Origin of the sequence: Massilia polaris, from assembly GCF_012927275.1 — a bacterium.
Lineage (GTDB): Bacteria > Pseudomonadota > Gammaproteobacteria > Burkholderiales > Burkholderiaceae_D > Telluria_A > Telluria_A polaris.
The window spans coordinates 258,292-274,236 of the sequence record NZ_JABBGG010000003.1; the positions used below are offsets into that span (position 1 = coordinate 258,292).

Consider the following 15,945-nt stretch of genomic DNA (forward strand, 5'->3'; position numbering starts at 1 on the left):
CGGTACTTTAAAGGGAAGCCTTGCGCTTCCCTTTTTCGTCGGTCAGCCCCTTACCTTCTTGATCAGGCTGCGGTTGCTCAGGATTTCCTCGATCTGTTCGAAGCGCACCGGCTTGACCATGTGATGGTCGAATCCGGCCTCGAACGCCAGCTGGCGGTCCTTCTCCTGCCCCCATCCCGTCACCGCGACGAGCAGCGTGATCGAGCCGCACGGCAGCTTGCGGATGCCGCGCGCCAGGTCGTAGCCCGACATCTTCGGCAGGCCGATGTCGAGGAAGGCGTAGTCGGGACAGAAGCGCGCCGCGGCCGTCAGCGCGTCGGGGCCATTGTGCGTGATCACCACGCTGTGGCCCATGGCCGACAGCAGTGCGCCGATGCTGTTGACGAAGTCGACGTTATCGTCGGCCAGCAGGATGCGGTAGTTTTCCGCGCTGATGTAGGCGGCGGGCGTGCTTTTGGTCGGCATTTCCGGTTCGACGACGATCGGCAGGCGCACCGTGAACTCGCTGCCGCGCCCGACGCCGCCGCCGCTCGCCTCGATCGTACCGCCATGCAGCTCGACCAGGCGGCGCGCCAGCGACAGCCCGACGCCGAGGCCCGCATTGGTGCGCTCCAGCGTCGAATCGACCTGCACGAACATCTCGAATACATGGTCGAGCATTTCGGGCGCGATGCCGATGCCGTTGTCGGCCACGCACACGGTCAGGATCTTGTCCTCGACCCGCGCGGTGAGGCTGACCCGCCCTCCCCGGTTGGTGTATTTGGCGGCGTTATTGAGCAGGTTCGACAGGATCTGCGCCAGCCGCGTCCCATCGCCGTGCAGGAACACCGGACGGTCCGGCAAATCGATCACCAGTTCATGGCCATGCAATTCGATGTACGAGCGCACCACTTCCAGCGCATCGTTGACGACCGCCTTCAGTTCGACCCGCCCCATCTTGATGGCGAACTTGCCGGTGTTAATGCGCGACACGTCCAGCAGGTCGTCGACCAGCCTGACCATCTGGCGCAACTGGCGTTCCATGATGTCGGTGGCGCGCTGGGTGGCCTGGGCGTCGCCGCTGCGGATGCGCAAGATGTCGAGCCCGGTGCGGATCGGCGCCAGCGGGTTGCGCAGTTCATGCGCCAGCGTCGCCAGGAATTCGTCCTTGCGGCGGTCGGCCAGCAGCAGCGCCTGCTCGGCCCGGTGCCTGACCTGCATTTCGTGCTCCAGGGTCAGGTTCGCTTCCTGCAGGGCGTGTGAGCGGCGGCCGATCTCGGCCAGCATGTCGTTGAACGCCGCCACCAGCACGCCGATTTCGCCGCGTTCATGGCCCGGCACGCGCAGGCTGAAGTCGCGCCGCTGCATCACCTCGCGGGCGACATTGGTCACCGCCTGCAGCGGCGTGGTGATGCCCGTCTGCAGCCGCGACGCCACCAGCGCCGCGATCGCCAGCGCTGCCAGCATCACCGCGCCGAGGATCATGCCGTAATCGAGCATGCGGTCGACCAGCGCATAGCGCGCACGCAGGTAGACGGTGCCGAGCAGTTCGCCGTTCTCGATGATGTTGTGATACACCACCAGTTCACCGCGCTCGATGCTGTAGCCGGGCCGCCCCGGACGGGCCGGATAGCTTGGCTCGCGCGATTGCTGGGTGTAGGCGGCAAAGCGGGTGCCGGCCGCCGTGTAGATGGCGCCCGACAGGATCTGCGGCCGGACCTTCAGCACCGCCAGGTTCTTCTGCGCCGCACTGCTGTCGTTGAACGCCAGCGCGGGCGCGCTGACGCTGGCCATGATGTCGGCCTGGGTCATCAGGTCGTCGACCCAGTATTGCTGGAACGTCCGCAGGTCGTACACCAGCATCGCCATCGATGCCGCCAGCAGCGCCACCAGCGTGGTGGACACTGCCATGATGATGAGTTTGCTGCGAACGGAGCCAGTATCGTGTTGCATCACGGTGCGCCCTTGTGCACATGGTTCGCGACGGTCAGGAGGCGCGAGCTAAGTTTGATCTTGTTCTTGTCGGCCGCGTCGAGCGACACGTCGAAGCGCACGCGCTCCGCGACAATCAGGAAATTGATGACGCTGCCGTACTGGAGGCCGTTCTCGGCCTCGGTCACGATCAGCAACGGGGCCTGCTGGCCGGGTCGCGCCAGGCGCGCCAGCTGTCCTGCATCGCTGCCGCCGACGAACAGCAGGTGCAGCCCGTCCGGCGCATCGCTGTCGCGCAGCGTGCGCACGAGCACCGGACGCCGGTTGACGGTGCGGCCGGCAACCAGGCGCATCAGGTCGCGCGCCATGTCGTCTGCGCCAGCCACGCCGATCACCAGCGGCGCCGCAGGGTCGGCAAAGGCCGAGGCAGGAAATTCGGTAAACATCAGGAACTTATAGAGGAACGCCGCTTTGACACTGCGCTCCAGCCCGGCCCCGCCGCCGTCCGCATGGGCCGCGCCGTGGCCGAGCGCAGCCGCGGCAAGCGCCAGCAGGCCCGCCAGCACGCGGCGGCGCGGCAGCTTTGCAACGGGTGGGCGGGACACGAACATGAGCTAGGCGCGCGCGTACGTCATGGCCGGCGCCATCGCCGGCCCGGTGAACCGCTGCCCGGCCGGACGGGGCATCGGAGGGGTGATCGTTTGTTTGTCACTCATGCTTGCTATCGTAGAACATTTTCTGGACTGCACAAAGCGGTGCATGAGACTGCAAGTAGTTGGTCGTCGTTATTTTTCCGGTTGACACCGGGACGGCCCGGCATCCTTGACGCCGCGCCGGCTATCCCAGGCCGAATTCGGCCGCGGCCTTGGCCGCCCACAGGGCCTCATTGTAGCTGGCATACGGCCGGTCGTAGCTGTCGACTGTGCCGTCTTTATCGACGAAACTGGTCCACCATCCCTCCGGTGTGACAGCGATGGCGATGTCGCCGCCCTTGCAGTAGTCGGCGATCGTTTCGCCCGCCTCGAGCACGACGATATTCACCTTCCGGTGGCACACGACGCTCGCCATTTTGCCTCCTCGATGTATCAATCCGTCAAGTATACAGATGTCTGATAACCGATATCACAAACAATCATTGGCACTCAATGTTGCCATGCGGCATTATTGCACCTGTCTCCTCTATTCTCCTCCAAGAATAGATTCAGCCCGCTCACTGTAGCGGGTTTTTTTTGGCTATGTCCCCGGTAAGTGTTGAACACCTCGTGTAAGCGGCCAACCGCGCCACCTTCCATCTGCACCTAGGCCTGTGTAGAGTTCGCGAACGGTAGCAGCGAGTCGATTTTGCTGTTCGGGCAGGTAGGGAGTTTTTCGAGTGTGTCGGCAAGCCAGCATGCGTGGCGAACAGGCTCTGGATGGCAGCGGCATGGCGACCCGCCCGTTCGGAGCCAGCGAACAGCCAGTTCTTCTTGCTGAGGGCGATGGGGCGGATCGCATTCTCGACCGGGTTGTTATCGATGGGCAGGCTGCCGGACCTGGCATAGCGCTGCAGCGCTGGCCATCGTTTGAGCGCATGTTCGATGGCCTTGGCCGTGCCGCTGGATCGGGCCTGACGGCGCGGCCTAGGTAACCAATTTCAGCATCGTGCCCGGCCCAATTCCCCAGGCGTTCCCATATGGCGGCCAAGTGCTGCGCATTAGCCTGGATTAGGAGCGAGAAACATCGTTCACGCAACGCCCACTCATGCCGGTGGGCGTTGTCATTTCCTGGATTCGTAGTGCTCGCGCCCGGTCTCGGCTCACAGCCAAACAAGCCGCAATCCGCGGCGAATCCGCGCCAAAACGCCACAATAATGGCTGCGCTAAGGCGCTGGGTTGGCACGCACCTTTCTCACGATCGCATCGCACCATTCCGAAAAGACTTGCTTCAGATGTCCCTTGCGCATCTCAGTTACGTTACCTAATCCCCAAATCGCCAGAGCCGAGCTTCCTACCACAACAAGGGCCTGCGCATTCACGTTAAGGTGGCCGTCGGTCACGACAGTGGCGAACTGCAGTAGCGGATAGTGCAATAAATAGATTGCGAAGGTATAGGCAGCTCCTTTTTGTACAGCCGCCCCGAACTTCTGGGCCAACCACGTAAACCTCGGCGCAATCGAAATAAAACCGACTAAATGCAATGTCATGAGTATGCCGACGATGTAGCAGTATAAGAACCGTTTTGACGTCCCGAGAAGTTCAAGATCCTTGCCAAATATTGCCAGCGACCAATCGAACAATCGGGAATGTGCATCGACATACTGCAAGCCAACATAGGCGACGGTCGAGACGATTACCAGAGTCCAGCCAATAAATGCCGTCGGCTTGCGGTCTCGCGTCATGAAGTAGGCTCCCACTCCGAGGAGCCAGACAGGCAGTAAGAGCAGGACTTTTGGCCCGCTGATCAGGCAGGCAATCGTAACGCCAACGTACTTGACCACTGCACTACGGGGATAATACGCAGCAGCAAATATCACGTAATACCATGCCTCATACCCGAGTGACCAGAACGGGATATTGCTCAGAGGTCGAGTCGTACCAAACCACAGTTCATTAACAAAAAGTAAATTGGCAGCGATGCGCCAAACTGGATCGTTCAATAGCCCTTCGTACGGCGCCGGATTAATCATCGCACCGCTGACATCGAGCACAGCTGTAAGTAATAGTGCCGGAACCACAACGCTATATAGCCTGGCGGCCCTGCTTGTTAAATAGGAGGTCAGCGTTAAATCGCGAACTTGCGACACGTACGCAATGACAAAGCCGGACAGTACGAAGAAAGTGGTAACCGCGTCGCCACCCAGTCCCGCAAAGCGCCAGAGAATAGGGAACCCATGTGGCAAGATGTAATGTGCGTGCACGATGAAAACTGCCGCCGCGGCTAATAATCGGATCAGATCGAGGTAAGTGGAGACGGCTTTGTTCATTTTTCCCGCGCTATCAAAAATTCAATGGACTGAATATGCCTTGAAGTGGACTCAAGTGTCAAGACGCGCCCGTCACAGGCGCGTAAATCGCCGACCTTTCATCGTATTCGGGTGAATCGTGAAAATAGGCAGTTCTGATGGTGGAGCCACGTTACCTCCTCGCACCTTCGCGAAATATCGTTTTCAGCTTAAATTAAACCAGATGTAGTCATATTTATCCCCATGGCTTTACCCGGCCAAAAAAGCCTGCCCCTTATGAACCGATCCCGTGCCGCTCCCGTGCTCGTGCCTGAGGCCGCGACCAAATCTCGGCACTCACCCCGCGCCCTGCTGACCCGGTGCTCCGTGCCGTGCCCTGCGTTATTTCTTTTTTGAGAAACAGGTAATTCCTTCACCGTCCAGGCAAATTTTTTGTGAGTGGCCTTCAATTTTAGCCAACCAATAGCCATTGCCCGCCTGCGGTTCAATACCAGCCCACACGATCCCAGAAAAGAGAATTGAGCGGCCAGTGTCATCCTCGACTTTCCAGCGCCCTCGAATCTCATCGACACGCATGCCAGGATACCCAACGCTAAGTGAGTAGTCGCCCCCAGCGTGCATTGTCAGCGTGTTGGACGTCCCGCCTGTGCGGTTTCGGCCTTCCACCACCTATCTGGATTGTGGGGGCAAGGCCTCCGAGATAGTTCCCACCGGTCGCATTGCTTGCCGAATTAAGTCTTGTACTTTACTGCAGCAGCGTCTTGCTAAATGAGAACAAGACTTGGAGGACCTCCACCTTGTAGTTCACTCTCTGGATAAATCAATTCCCAAAATCTGCCGTCACTCGGGTCTTGGTAAAGCGTATCCCACCCGCTCTGATCGTGACCAAACTTTCCTAAATAGCCATTCGCCAAGTCAAGAATTCTTTGATTCGCCTCATCACCAACAATTTTTCCTTGTGGAAAGATGTTATGTCCCGTAATGATCGTTTCATTTGGTTCTATTTTCTTCATCGTACTGTCCTAATAATTGAGTCCAGAGGAAGTGATTGATTTGGAACCACGAATTCTCTTGCTCCTCGCAGCGTCCGACCACCTCCAATAAATCCAGGGGCCGACCTAAAAACTGGGGACGCCATGCCAGATTGCGGCGTCGGAAATTCAATGACTCGGAATCCTGTCGGACTCGACGGAATGGTCAATCGTTCAGCAATCTGCGCAGCATTCAATCCGAGAATGTCATCAGCAGCCGTCACAAACACGTCGGCGGCTCCAGGTCTTCCTCGGCTAATTACTGCCGTCCTTACGGTAAAAGGCCGAGAACGCCAAGTCGCATGCCAGGGTGGTGTCTTGAATATTTTTTCTAGTGCAGGAGAAAGCATCCAACGATACGTCGCCTACGCTGGAATGGACTTGATCAACAAACCTGCGAATCGTCGAGTACGTGCCGGTGGCGGTAAACGCCGCGCGATAACGCAAATAAGGCTGAGCAGCGCCCGCCTCGAGACTAAAAGTAACTTCGGCGAGCGGAAGATTTGTTTCAAGGGCGACATTGCTTAAGACCTGCAAAACCTGGGCACTATTGAAAGGCCGCAAGGTTTCTTGAAGCACTGGGGGCGCTTCTTGCGGATTCGATTTCCGCGCGCCCTGAACTGTCAATGTCCGGTTGAGCGCTTCCGACGCAATTGCGGCGGTATTAGCGGAAGCAAAGGCAATCATCGCCACAACGCAAAACACTGACGCCAGGCTAACCGATATGCATAAAGCTGGCTGGCTTCGTATCACCTTGTGCAATTGGAACGAAAAAACGCGCAGCAGGTGTGCATCAATCATGTTCTATCTCGTCCGGCCTTTACCCGACAAGAACGGGGAAAGGGACTGCTTTGCGCAACGCAGGTGATGCGTAAAACCTATATCAGCACTACGGAAACCAAGATATTCGATAAGAAATTTCCTCGAGAAATTCTTATATTGAGAGCAAGTGTATTGACTGTGTTCAACAATGTCAACAGTTCAATCCTGATACTTGAAACGGCACGGTTAGCGGCCACGCGATAGCACAAGCACGAGCTATATTCGGCCGACAAGGTTGATTACTGCAGGGCCGCCGCCGGCAGCCCTGGATGGATTGATAACGCCATTCAGATGCATTGCCACCGTACCTCTCAGCGAAGCTGATTAGGGAGGATGCTAGTGGAAGCGCATTCCACACTTAACCGTGCCATAGCCTTTTCTTGTCCATTTCAAGCCGCGCGCACGCACGGCATGGCGAATCGGCAAGATCGCGGTGGTTTGGTGTAGGATTCGTTGGTTCTTTCCCTCTCCTAACTATATTACTCATGAGACAGGCTTCTCCGTCAGAACTGGCCACGGGTGCAGCAGCAACCGCCACCTGCGATTGGCAAGCCACCCAGCTCGGCGCCCGCGCCGGCTGGCCCTACGCGCTCAGGCTGAGCGTCGACATCCTGCTGAACACGCCGCTGCCGATGCTGCTCGCCTGGGGCGACGGCCCGGTGGTGGTGTTTAACGATGCGTACGGCCGGTTGGCCGGCGCCATCGCTCCTGGCGCACGCGCTGGCGCGCCAACGGCCCCGCTGGACGCCTGCCCTGACGCCTGGCAGCGCGCCCGCGCCGGCGAAACGGTCCGGCTCGCGCGCCAGGTGATTACATTCAGTCATGCTGACGGGGACCACCAGCAGGCCTTCGATGTCCGGCTGACCCCGCTACGCGACGAGCACGACGCGGTGGCCGGCGTGCTGTGCGCGCTGGGCGACTGCGCGATCGATGAGGGCGAAGCGGTCGGCACGGCGCCGCCTGGGCGGCTGCGCATCCTGGTGGTGGAGGACAATCTCGATTCGCAGTACCTGGTGTGCGAAATGCTCAAGGCCTTCGGCCATCACGCCGACGGCGTCGGCGACGCCGAAGCCGCGCTCGGCATGCTGGACGCCGCCGGCTACGACGTGCTGTTCTCCGACGTGAGCCTGCCGGGCATGTCCGGCGTCGAACTGGCGCGCCAGGGCCTGCTGCTGCAGCCGTCGATGCATATCATCTTCGCGTCGGGCTATGGCGACGCGCTGCTGCGCCACCTGTCCTTCCCGTTTGTGTCGCTCCAGAAACCGTACGAGATGGAGCAGCTGCAGGGCACGCTCGACGAACTGGCGCGCCGGCTCGGCCGCTGAGGTGCGGCCGGCCAACGGTGTGCAACAATCACAATGCGCTGGGCTAGAATCGGTCTCGGTCCTGCCTCGTGCACAGAGCCGGCCTATCCACGCGCATGCGACACGGCATGACAGCCAGGCGCCAGACAAATGATGATCCCGACCGAGCCCATCGGCAGCATTCCACGCCCGCCAGAACTCGTTGCCGCGCTCAAGGCCGGCGATGTCGGCGGCGAACAGCTCGAACACCTGTACGAAGAGGCGGTGCGCGATACCGTGCTGCGCTTCGGGGCGACCGGTTCGCCGGTGATCACCGATGGCGAGCAGCGCAAGTTCCATAATTTCTGGACCTACCCGGTGCATGGCGCCAGCAATACCGAACCCGACGGTTTCCAGATTCCGTTCGCCGCCGGCCACATCCGCCGCATGCCGCGGCTGGCGCGCGCGCCGTTCCGCTACCAGCGCTATGCCGACGACTTCCTGGCGATGGCGCAGCGCTTCGCCAGCGTGCCGGTCAAGCAGGCGGTGATCTCGCCGTCGGCGCTGTCGCTGATGTATCCGCCCGAAGGCCTGCCCGGCTACTCGCGCGACCAGTTCCTGGCCGACCTGCTCGCTGAGCATGAAACCGAAATCCGCCGCTGCCTCGCGCGTGGCGCCTGGAAGGTGCAGGTCGACTTGACCGAAGGCCGGCTGGCCGTCAAGCTCGACCCGAGCGGCGGCCTGCTGACCAGCTTCATCGACCTCAACAACCTGGCGCTGGGCCGCTTCAGCGATGCCGAGCGCCAGCGGATCGGCGTGCACACCTGCCCCGGCGCCGACCGCGATTCGCCCCACAGCCAGGATGTCGATTACGCCGACCTGCTGCCCAGCCTGTTCAACCTGAAGGCCGGCAACTTCTACGTCGCGTTGGCCGGCGAGCCCGATCGGGTGCGCGTACTGAAGCTCATCCGCCAGAACATGAAGCCAGGCCAGCGCGTGTTTGTCGGCGTCACCGCGCCGATCGACCCGGCCATCGAGACGCCCGAACTGGTACGCGATCGCGTGCTGCAGGCGGCCGAATACCTCCCGCTGGACCAGCTCGGCACCACCGACGACTGCGGCTTCGCACCGTTCTGCGACGACCTGTCGACCACCCGCGACACCGCCTTTGCCAAGATCCGCGCGCGGGTCGAAGGCACCGCGCTGGCCGCCGCCATCCTGGAAGGACGCACGCAGTGAGCGCGGACGGCGACGACGAACTCGAACAGATGCGTTCGGTCGCGATGCAGAACGCCAGCAGCGTGCTGCACGCGCGCCAGCGCGCCGAGCAGGAGCTGATCGAGGCCAAGGGCGCGCTGCGCGCCGCCAACGACCGCATGGAACGCATGCTGGAAAGCCTGACCGACGGTTTCTGCGCGGTCGGGCGCGACTGGCGCATCAGCTACATCAACGCGCGCGCACTGCAGCTGCTGGGGCCGCTCGACAAGACGCGCGACACCCTGGTCGGCCAGGTGATTTGGGAAGCCTTCCCCGAGCTGCAGGGCAGCGCGCTCGACAAGCAATGCCGGCGCGCGATGGCGACCCACCGCACCCAGGCCTTTGAATATTACTACCCGCAGCTGCGCACCTGGTTCGACCTGCGCGCCTACCCATCGCCGGACGGCCTGACGGTGTACTTCCAGGACATCACGCGGCGCAAGGCCGACGAACAGGCCCTCAAGGACGGCAACAGCCGCCTGCAGGTGGCGCTCGCCGCCGGGCGCCTGGGCGACTGGCGCTGGGATGCGACCACCAACACGGTCAGCTTCGGCCAGCGCGCCGCCGACATTTTTTCGCTGCCGCCGAAAATCCCGCTCGACATGGCGCAGGTGGTCGCCCGCGTCAACCGAGAGGACCGCGCCAAGACCCGAGCGGCACTGCTGGGCGCGTTCTCCCAGCAGCGCGACCTCGACATTGAATTCCGCCTCGGCGCCGGCCCCGGCCAGCGCTGGATCGCCGCCGTCGGCCGGGTCGACCTCGACAAGGTCAACGGCGTGCTCGGCATGGTCGGCGTGGTGCACGACATCAGCACCCGCAAGAGCGCCGAGGACGCGCTGCGCCAGAGCGAGGAAATGATGCGCGCGCTGGCCAACTCGATTCCCCAGCTGGCCTGGATGGCCGAACAGAACGGCGCGATCGTCTGGTTCAACGAGCGCTGGTACGACTACACCGGAACCACCCCGGAGCAGATGGTCGGATGGGGCTGGCAATCGGTGCACGACCCGGACGTGCTGCCCCAGGTCCTGCAGCGCTGGAACGAGTCGATCGCCACCGGCAAGCCGTTCGACATGGAATTCCCGATCCGCGGCGCCGACGGCGAGTATCGCTGGTTCCTGACCCGGGTCAACGCCGTGCGCGACCGCGACGGCAAGGTGCTCAGCTGGTTCGGCACCAACACCGACGTCGACCAGGTCAAGCGGGTCGAGCAGGCGCTGCGCGAGGAATCGAACGTGCTCGAACTGCTCAACAGCACGGGCGCCGCCCTCGCCTCCCAGCGCGACCTGCGCTCGCTGTTGCAGACCGTCACCGACGCCGCCACCGGGGTCAGCGGCGCGCGCTTCGGCGCCTTCTTCTACCACGGCAAGGACGCCGACGGCGACCTGTTCACCCTGTACGCGCTGGCCGGCGCCACCCCCGACGAGTTCGAGCGCTTCGGCTATCCGCGCGCCACGCCGCTGTTCGGACCCAGCCTGCGCGGCGAGGGCGTGGTGCGCTCCGACGACATCACGCGCGACCCGCGCTATGGCGCCAACAGCCCGCACTTCGGGGTGCCGGAAGGCCATCCATCGGTGCGCAGCTACCTGGCCGTGCCGGTCATCGCGCGCAGCGGCGAGGTGCTCGGCAGCATGTTCTTCGGCCATCCCGAGCCGGGCATCTTCACCGAACGCACCGAGCGCATCGTCGGCGGCATCGCGGCCCAGGCCGCCGTGGCGATCGACAACACCCGCCTGTACGAAGCGGCCCGCCATGCCGCCGAAGAGCGCAAGGTGCTGCTGGAGAGCGAACGCTCGGCGCGTGCCGAGGCCGAACGCACCAGCCAGATGAAGGATGAATTCCTGGCCACCCTGTCGCACGAACTGCGCACCCCGCTGTCGGCGATCCTGGGCTGGGCCCAGGTGCTGCGGCGCGGCTCACGCAACGCTGAAGACCTGCAGCGCGGCCTGCAGACCATCGAACGCAACGCGCGCGCCCAGGCCCAGCTGATCGAGGACCTGCTCGACATGAGCCGCATCACCTCGGGCAAGGTGCTGCTCGACATGCAGGCGGTGCACCCGTCGGTGTTCATCGACGCGGCCATCGAAACGGTGCGCCCGGCCGCCGACGCCAAGAACATCCGGCTGGAAAAAGACTACCACCCCGATGCCGGCCTCATCGCCGGCGACCCGGGCCGGCTGCAGCAGGTGATCTGGAACCTGCTGTCGAACGCCATCAAGTTCACCCCGCGCGACGGCCTGGTGCGGATCGAGGTGACGCCGGCCGACGGCCATATCGAGATCAGCGTGGCCGACACCGGCGCCGGCATCCAGCCGGAATTTATCAGCCATGTGTTCGAACGGTTCCGCCAGGCCGACGCCTCGACCACCCGCCGCCACGGCGGCCTCGGGCTCGGGCTGGCGATCGTCAAGCACCTGATCGAGCAGCATGGCGGCACCGTCGGCGTCGACAGCGAAGGGGAGGACCACGGCGCGCGCTTCACGATCCGGCTGCCGGCCGCCGCGCTGCAGCCGGCGCCGGCGCGCGCCGACCGCGTCGCCTTCAGCCCGCTGCCGCCGCACACGCCGGAGCTCCTGCTGCGCGATCTGTCGGGGGTTCATGTGCTGGTCGTCGACGACGAACCTGACGCGCGCGACCTGATCAGGCGTATATTGTCGGATTGCAATGCCAGTGTCGCGACCGCGGGCAGCGCCAGCGCCGCGCTGGCGGCCTTCCGCGAGACCCGGCCGGACGTGCTGGTGACCGACCTGGGCATGCCGGACGTGGATGGCTTTGAACTGCTGGCACGGGTGCGGTCGCTCGGCCCGGCCGCGGGCGGCGACCTGCCGGCGATCGCCCTGACCGCCTTCGCCCGCTCGGAAGACCGGATCAGGGCGCTGGAGTCCGGATTCCGGGCGCATATCGCCAAACCGGTCGAGCCAAGCGAGCTGATTGCGATCGTCGCATCGATCGTCGCGCGCCGGCCCGGCTGACCCGTAAGAACACTATTCAGGCTCCTACCGCGACACGCGGCGCTGTCCTACAAGAAAGTTTCGACCATTTGCTACACTACGTGAGCTGTGGAACCTGATGTTCCCGTAGTGCCACCGCCGCCGGTTTGGGGCTTTTACCGAGATCACGCATGCCGAGCCGCGACGACATTCTTAACGCCAAAATACTGGTAGTTGACGATTCTTCAGACAATATCGAATTGATGGAAGAGATATTGCGCGAGGAAGGATATACCGGCGTCAGCTCGACCATGCTCCCGGAACAGGTGTGCCCGCTGCACCGCCAGCACAACTACGACATCATCCTGCTCGACCTGCAAATGCCGGGACTGAACGGCTTCCAGGTCATGAAAGGCCTGAAGGAAATCGAGAAAGGCGGCTACCTGCCGGTACTCGCCCTCACCGCCCAGCCGAGTTTCAAGATCGCCGCCCTGGAAGCGGGCGCGCGCGACTTCATCAGCAAGCCGTTCGACCTGCTCGAAGTGCACAAGCGCATCCACAACATGCTGGAAGTACGCCTGCTGTACAAGGAGTTGGCCCAATACAGCAAGACCCAGCAGGAACTGGCGCTGCATGACGCGCTGACCGGGCTGCCTAACCGCCGCCTGCTGGAAGACCGCATCGAAACCACCCTCCAGCACGCCAGCCGCAACCATCACAAGGCGGCCATCATGTACCTGGACCTCGATGGCTTCAAGGCGATCAACGATACTTATGGCCACGCCTACGGCGATGAAGTGCTGAAGATCGTCGCCCAGCGCCTGCTGGCCACGTCGCGCAAGGAAGACACGGTCGCGCGCCTCGGCGGCGACGAATTCATGGTCGTGCTGGGTGAAGTCAACGGCCTGGCCGACGCCCAGGGACCGGCGGCCAAGCTGGTCGAGGCGGTGTCCGAGCCGTTCTTCATCAACGACCTGACCCTGCGCCTGTCGACCAGTATCGGCATCAGCATCTATCCGGACGACGCCGAATCGGTCGAAGCGCTGATCAGCATCGCCGATTACGCGCTGTACGAAGCCAAGCGTGGCGGCAAGAACCGCTTCTGCGCCACCTCCGCCTCCCCGGCCCAGATGGTGCCGCCCTCAAAGCTTGAACTGGTTCCGCTCAGCCGTTAAGGCGGAACCTGAGGTACCTTAGGGCGGCAGCAGCGCTGCGTCCGCCGCGGCCATGACTGCATGCCCAGCCCATGCCGAGCACGAAGCCAAGCGCGGCGGCCAGAACCGTTTCGGCGCCACTTCCGCAGGGTTCGCAGATATAAAAAAAGGCTGCCAGTTTGCAGCCTTCATTACGTCAGAACATATCAGCGGGCTTTTGCAGCAGCCTTGCGCGTGTGTTCTTCCACCTCGCCGGCAGCCTGGTGGTCGACGTGGGCATCGACTTTTTCGGGCGCCACTTCGATACGGGTAATGCCCGCATCGACCGAGATCGGGTCGCTGGCCGGGAAGGTCATTTCGACGGCGTCGTCGAGCAGCGTTTCCTGGGCGATCTGCTGCTCGGTATCGCATTCCTCTTCGGCGAGTGTGCGGATGGCGCTGGCCCACTTGACGAATTTCAGGTCGGCCAGGTCGCCGATGGTGGAAATGCCGAACGCCTGGTGCAGCGCTTTGGCATCCTTGACGGAAACGCCATGCAGCGCCTCCAAGGGCGCATTGCACAGGTCGCGGAAGCACATCCCGCAATATTTCGAGTCAACAATCTTATCGATGTTCATGTCTGTCCTTTCGAGGTTAGTTCCGTTATTTCATCTGCTCTGGCCTAGCCTCCAGGCCCTCGACAACGGTCGATTCCACTATTGCACATCTGCCAGCGCAGGTATGTGCGGCAGCGTACCTTGCACCCCGCCGACCGTGCGCACGCTTGCTTTTGACACGTGATTGCACGATTGCTATGATGCTTCTGCACAACACTGGACATAATTGCAGACAGGCTTCATCCGATGTCTAAAGAACCGCGCGCGCGGTCTGCTATCCTGTGACCGGATATGTTGATTCCCCGTAACCCAACCCATTGCAGCGCAGGATTTACGTGCCCAAAATAGAGAAACCCAAGGTCCTGGTTGTCAATGACGACGCGGCCAGTCTCCTTGCACTGACAAGCTTGCTTGATCAATGGGCTGAAGAATCGAATTACGAGGTCCTGGGCGCGCGTTCCGGGCAGGACGCCCTGCGCCAAGTGCTGCTGCACGATTTCGCGGTGATTCTGCTGGACGTGAACATGCCCGGCATGGACGGGTTTGAAACCGCCGAGGCGATCCACCAGCGCGCGCGCTCGGCCGACATCCCGATCATCTTCGTCACCGCTTTCCTGGCCGACGAGATCGACCGCCTCAAGGCCTACCAGCGCGGCGCGGCCGACTTCATGTTCACCCCGGTAATCCCGCAGATCCGCGTTCCTCGATTTCGCGCGTCAGGCGTTTGTTGGTCGCGGTCAGCTCGGTGGTGCGCTGCGACAGCTTATGGGCCTGGCGGCGCAGTTCTTCGTTCTTGGTGGCCAGGGTGACGAACACCTGCACCTTGGCGACGCCAGGCGGCCGAGCGCAAGAGCCACGCCAAGGACGAATTCCTGGCGATGCTGGGCCATGAACTGCGCAACCCGCTGTCGGCCATCAGCAGCGCCGCCTCGCTGATCGGGCTGGCCGGCGCCGGCCCCGACACGGTCGGGCGCGCCAAAATGATCATCCAGCGCCAGAGCCAGCACTTGTCGCGCATCGTCGACGACCTGCTCGACCTGTCGCGCGCGATGTCGGGCAAGATCCTGCTGGCGCGCCAGGCGACCGACGTGTCGACGCTGGTCGGCGCGTGCCTGGAGACCTTCCGCGCCACCGGCCGCACCGGAAACTATTCGCTCAACGTCAACCTGGCCCCGTGCTGGGTCGACGGCGATCCTACCCGGCTCGAGCAGATCGCCAGCAACCTGATCGACAACGCGCTCAAATACACGCCGCCCGGCGGCACCATCGGCATCCTGATCGCCGAAGACGGCGACGAGGTCGTGCTGACCGTCAGCGACTCGGGCGTCGGCATCTCGCCGGAACTGCTGCCGCACGTGTTCGACGTGTTCGTGCAGGGCGCCATCACGATCGACCGCGCCCAGGGCGGCCTTGGCATCGGCCTGGCGCTGGTGCGGCGGCTGGTCGAACTGCACGGCGGCAGCGTCAGCGCGCGCAGCGACGGCGCTGCGGCCGGCAGCACCTTCGAGATCCGCCTGCCGCGCGCGCTGCCGCTCCAGCTTGCGCAAGACGGCCTGGATCGCGCCGCCCCGGCCGGCAAGCCAACCGTGCTGCTCATCGAGGATAACGACGACGGCCGCGAAATGATGGCCACCATGCTCGACGCCTACGGTTACGCGGTCAGCTATGCCGCCGATGGCGTGCAGGGCGTGGAAATGGCATCCAACAATGCGCCGGACGTCGCCCTGGTCGACATCGGCCTGCCCGGCATCGACGGTTACGAAGTAGCGCGCCGCCTGCGCATGGACCCCGCCACCCGCGGCGTGAAATTGATCGCCCTGACCGGTTACGGCCTGGCCGAAGACCAGCGCCGCGTGCTGGAAGCCGGCTTTGACCTGCACCTGGTCAAGCCGGTCGGCATCGACCAGCTGCTCGAAGCCATCGGCAGCTGGGACCCGCTGGCGGCTGCGGCCAAATAAGGCGGTTGCGGCCGGGCCGCGGCTGGCGCCGGGGCGGCGCCAGCTGTTGTATGATTTTTGAAACT

The 15,945-nt window shown here is 62.8% G+C and carries 13 protein-coding genes and 2 pseudogenes; 5 read left to right on the forward strand and 10 right to left on the reverse strand.

The features are described from left to right. Nucleotides 1-42 precede the first annotated feature (42 nt). From HHL21_RS07465 to HHL21_RS07505, 9 genes and pseudogenes are all read right to left on the reverse strand, one after another. Complete coding sequence (locus HHL21_RS07465) at nucleotides 43-1,932, reverse strand: sensor histidine kinase, YfiR-like protein-associated (RefSeq protein WP_169464632.1); 1,890 nt, start codon at nucleotides 1,930-1,932, stop codon at nucleotides 43-45. Further along, nucleotides 1,932-2,516 carry a TOL_0243 family YfiR-like periplasmic protein gene (locus tag HHL21_RS07470; RefSeq protein WP_169464633.1) on the reverse strand — a complete coding sequence of 195 codons (585 nt, stop codon included), beginning with the start codon at nucleotides 2,514-2,516 and terminating at the stop codon, nucleotides 1,932-1,934. The genes HHL21_RS07465 and HHL21_RS07470 overlap by 1 nt, the downstream gene beginning before the upstream one ends. 232 nt (nucleotides 2,517-2,748) lie before the next feature. Continuing rightward, complete coding sequence (locus tag HHL21_RS07475; protein ID WP_169464634.1) at nucleotides 2,749-2,979, reverse strand: hypothetical protein; 231 nt, start codon at nucleotides 2,977-2,979, stop codon at nucleotides 2,749-2,751. A gap of 230 nt (nucleotides 2,980-3,209) precedes the next feature. Continuing rightward, a pseudogene (locus tag HHL21_RS07480) lies at nucleotides 3,210-3,541 on the reverse strand (IS66 family transposase); the annotation flags it as partial. Between the two features lie 228 nt (nucleotides 3,542-3,769). Beyond that, nucleotides 3,770-4,873, reverse strand: coding sequence for an acyltransferase family protein (locus tag HHL21_RS07485; RefSeq protein WP_169464635.1), 1,104 nt, complete (start codon nucleotides 4,871-4,873; stop codon nucleotides 3,770-3,772). Nucleotides 4,874-5,233: 360 nt separating this feature from the next. Further along, nucleotides 5,234-5,428, reverse strand: coding sequence for a hypothetical protein (locus HHL21_RS07490; RefSeq protein ID WP_169464636.1), 195 nt, complete (start codon nucleotides 5,426-5,428; stop codon nucleotides 5,234-5,236). Nucleotides 5,429-5,616: 188 nt separating this feature from the next. Then, nucleotides 5,617-5,865 carry an Imm27 family immunity protein gene (locus HHL21_RS07495; protein WP_169464637.1) on the reverse strand — a complete coding sequence of 83 codons (249 nt, stop codon included), beginning with the start codon at nucleotides 5,863-5,865 and terminating at the stop codon, nucleotides 5,617-5,619. Then, entirely contained in the window at nucleotides 5,862-6,233 is a 372-nt protein-coding gene (locus HHL21_RS22105; protein ID WP_169464638.1) for a polymorphic toxin type 10 domain-containing protein, read from the reverse strand. The genes HHL21_RS07495 and HHL21_RS22105 overlap by 4 nt, the downstream gene beginning before the upstream one ends. Next, on the reverse strand, nucleotides 6,139-6,684 hold the full coding sequence (locus HHL21_RS07505) for a hypothetical protein (protein WP_169464639.1): 546 nt from the start codon (nucleotides 6,682-6,684) through the stop codon (nucleotides 6,139-6,141). The genes HHL21_RS22105 and HHL21_RS07505 overlap by 95 nt, the downstream gene beginning before the upstream one ends. A gap of 506 nt (nucleotides 6,685-7,190) precedes the next feature. On the opposite strand from HHL21_RS07505, the gene HHL21_RS07510 reads away from it, so the two are divergent. The 4 genes from HHL21_RS07510 (at nucleotide 7,191) to HHL21_RS07525 (ending at nucleotide 13,347) form a co-directional block, all read left to right on the forward strand. Further along, nucleotides 7,191-8,030 carry a response regulator gene (locus tag HHL21_RS07510; protein ID WP_169464640.1) on the forward strand — a complete coding sequence of 280 codons (840 nt, stop codon included), beginning with the start codon at nucleotides 7,191-7,193 and terminating at the stop codon, nucleotides 8,028-8,030. A gap of 129 nt (nucleotides 8,031-8,159) precedes the next feature. Beyond that, nucleotides 8,160-9,227, forward strand: a complete 1,068-nt coding sequence (locus tag HHL21_RS07515; protein WP_169464641.1) for a uroporphyrinogen decarboxylase/cobalamine-independent methonine synthase family protein — start codon at nucleotides 8,160-8,162, stop codon at nucleotides 9,225-9,227. Beyond that, entirely contained in the window at nucleotides 9,224-12,214 is a 2,991-nt protein-coding gene (locus tag HHL21_RS07520; protein WP_370659681.1) for an ATP-binding protein, read from the forward strand. Before HHL21_RS07515 ends, HHL21_RS07520 begins: the two co-directional genes overlap by 4 nt. A 149-nt stretch (nucleotides 12,215-12,363) precedes the next feature. Then, nucleotides 12,364-13,347 carry a GGDEF domain-containing response regulator gene (locus tag HHL21_RS07525; protein WP_169464642.1) on the forward strand — a complete coding sequence of 328 codons (984 nt, stop codon included), beginning with the start codon at nucleotides 12,364-12,366 and terminating at the stop codon, nucleotides 13,345-13,347. 185 nt (nucleotides 13,348-13,532) lie between these two features. Here the strand turns inward: HHL21_RS07525 and HHL21_RS07530 are convergent, their stop codons facing one another. Continuing rightward, a complete protein-coding gene (locus HHL21_RS07530) occupies nucleotides 13,533-13,943 on the reverse strand; it encodes a hypothetical protein (RefSeq protein ID WP_169464643.1) in 411 nt (136 codons plus the stop codon). A 314-nt stretch (nucleotides 13,944-14,257) separates the two neighbouring features. Here HHL21_RS07530 and HHL21_RS07535 point away from each other — a divergent pair. Continuing rightward, nucleotides 14,258-15,880, forward strand: a pseudogene (locus HHL21_RS07535) (response regulator). Nucleotides 15,881-15,945: the final 65 nt, after the last annotated feature.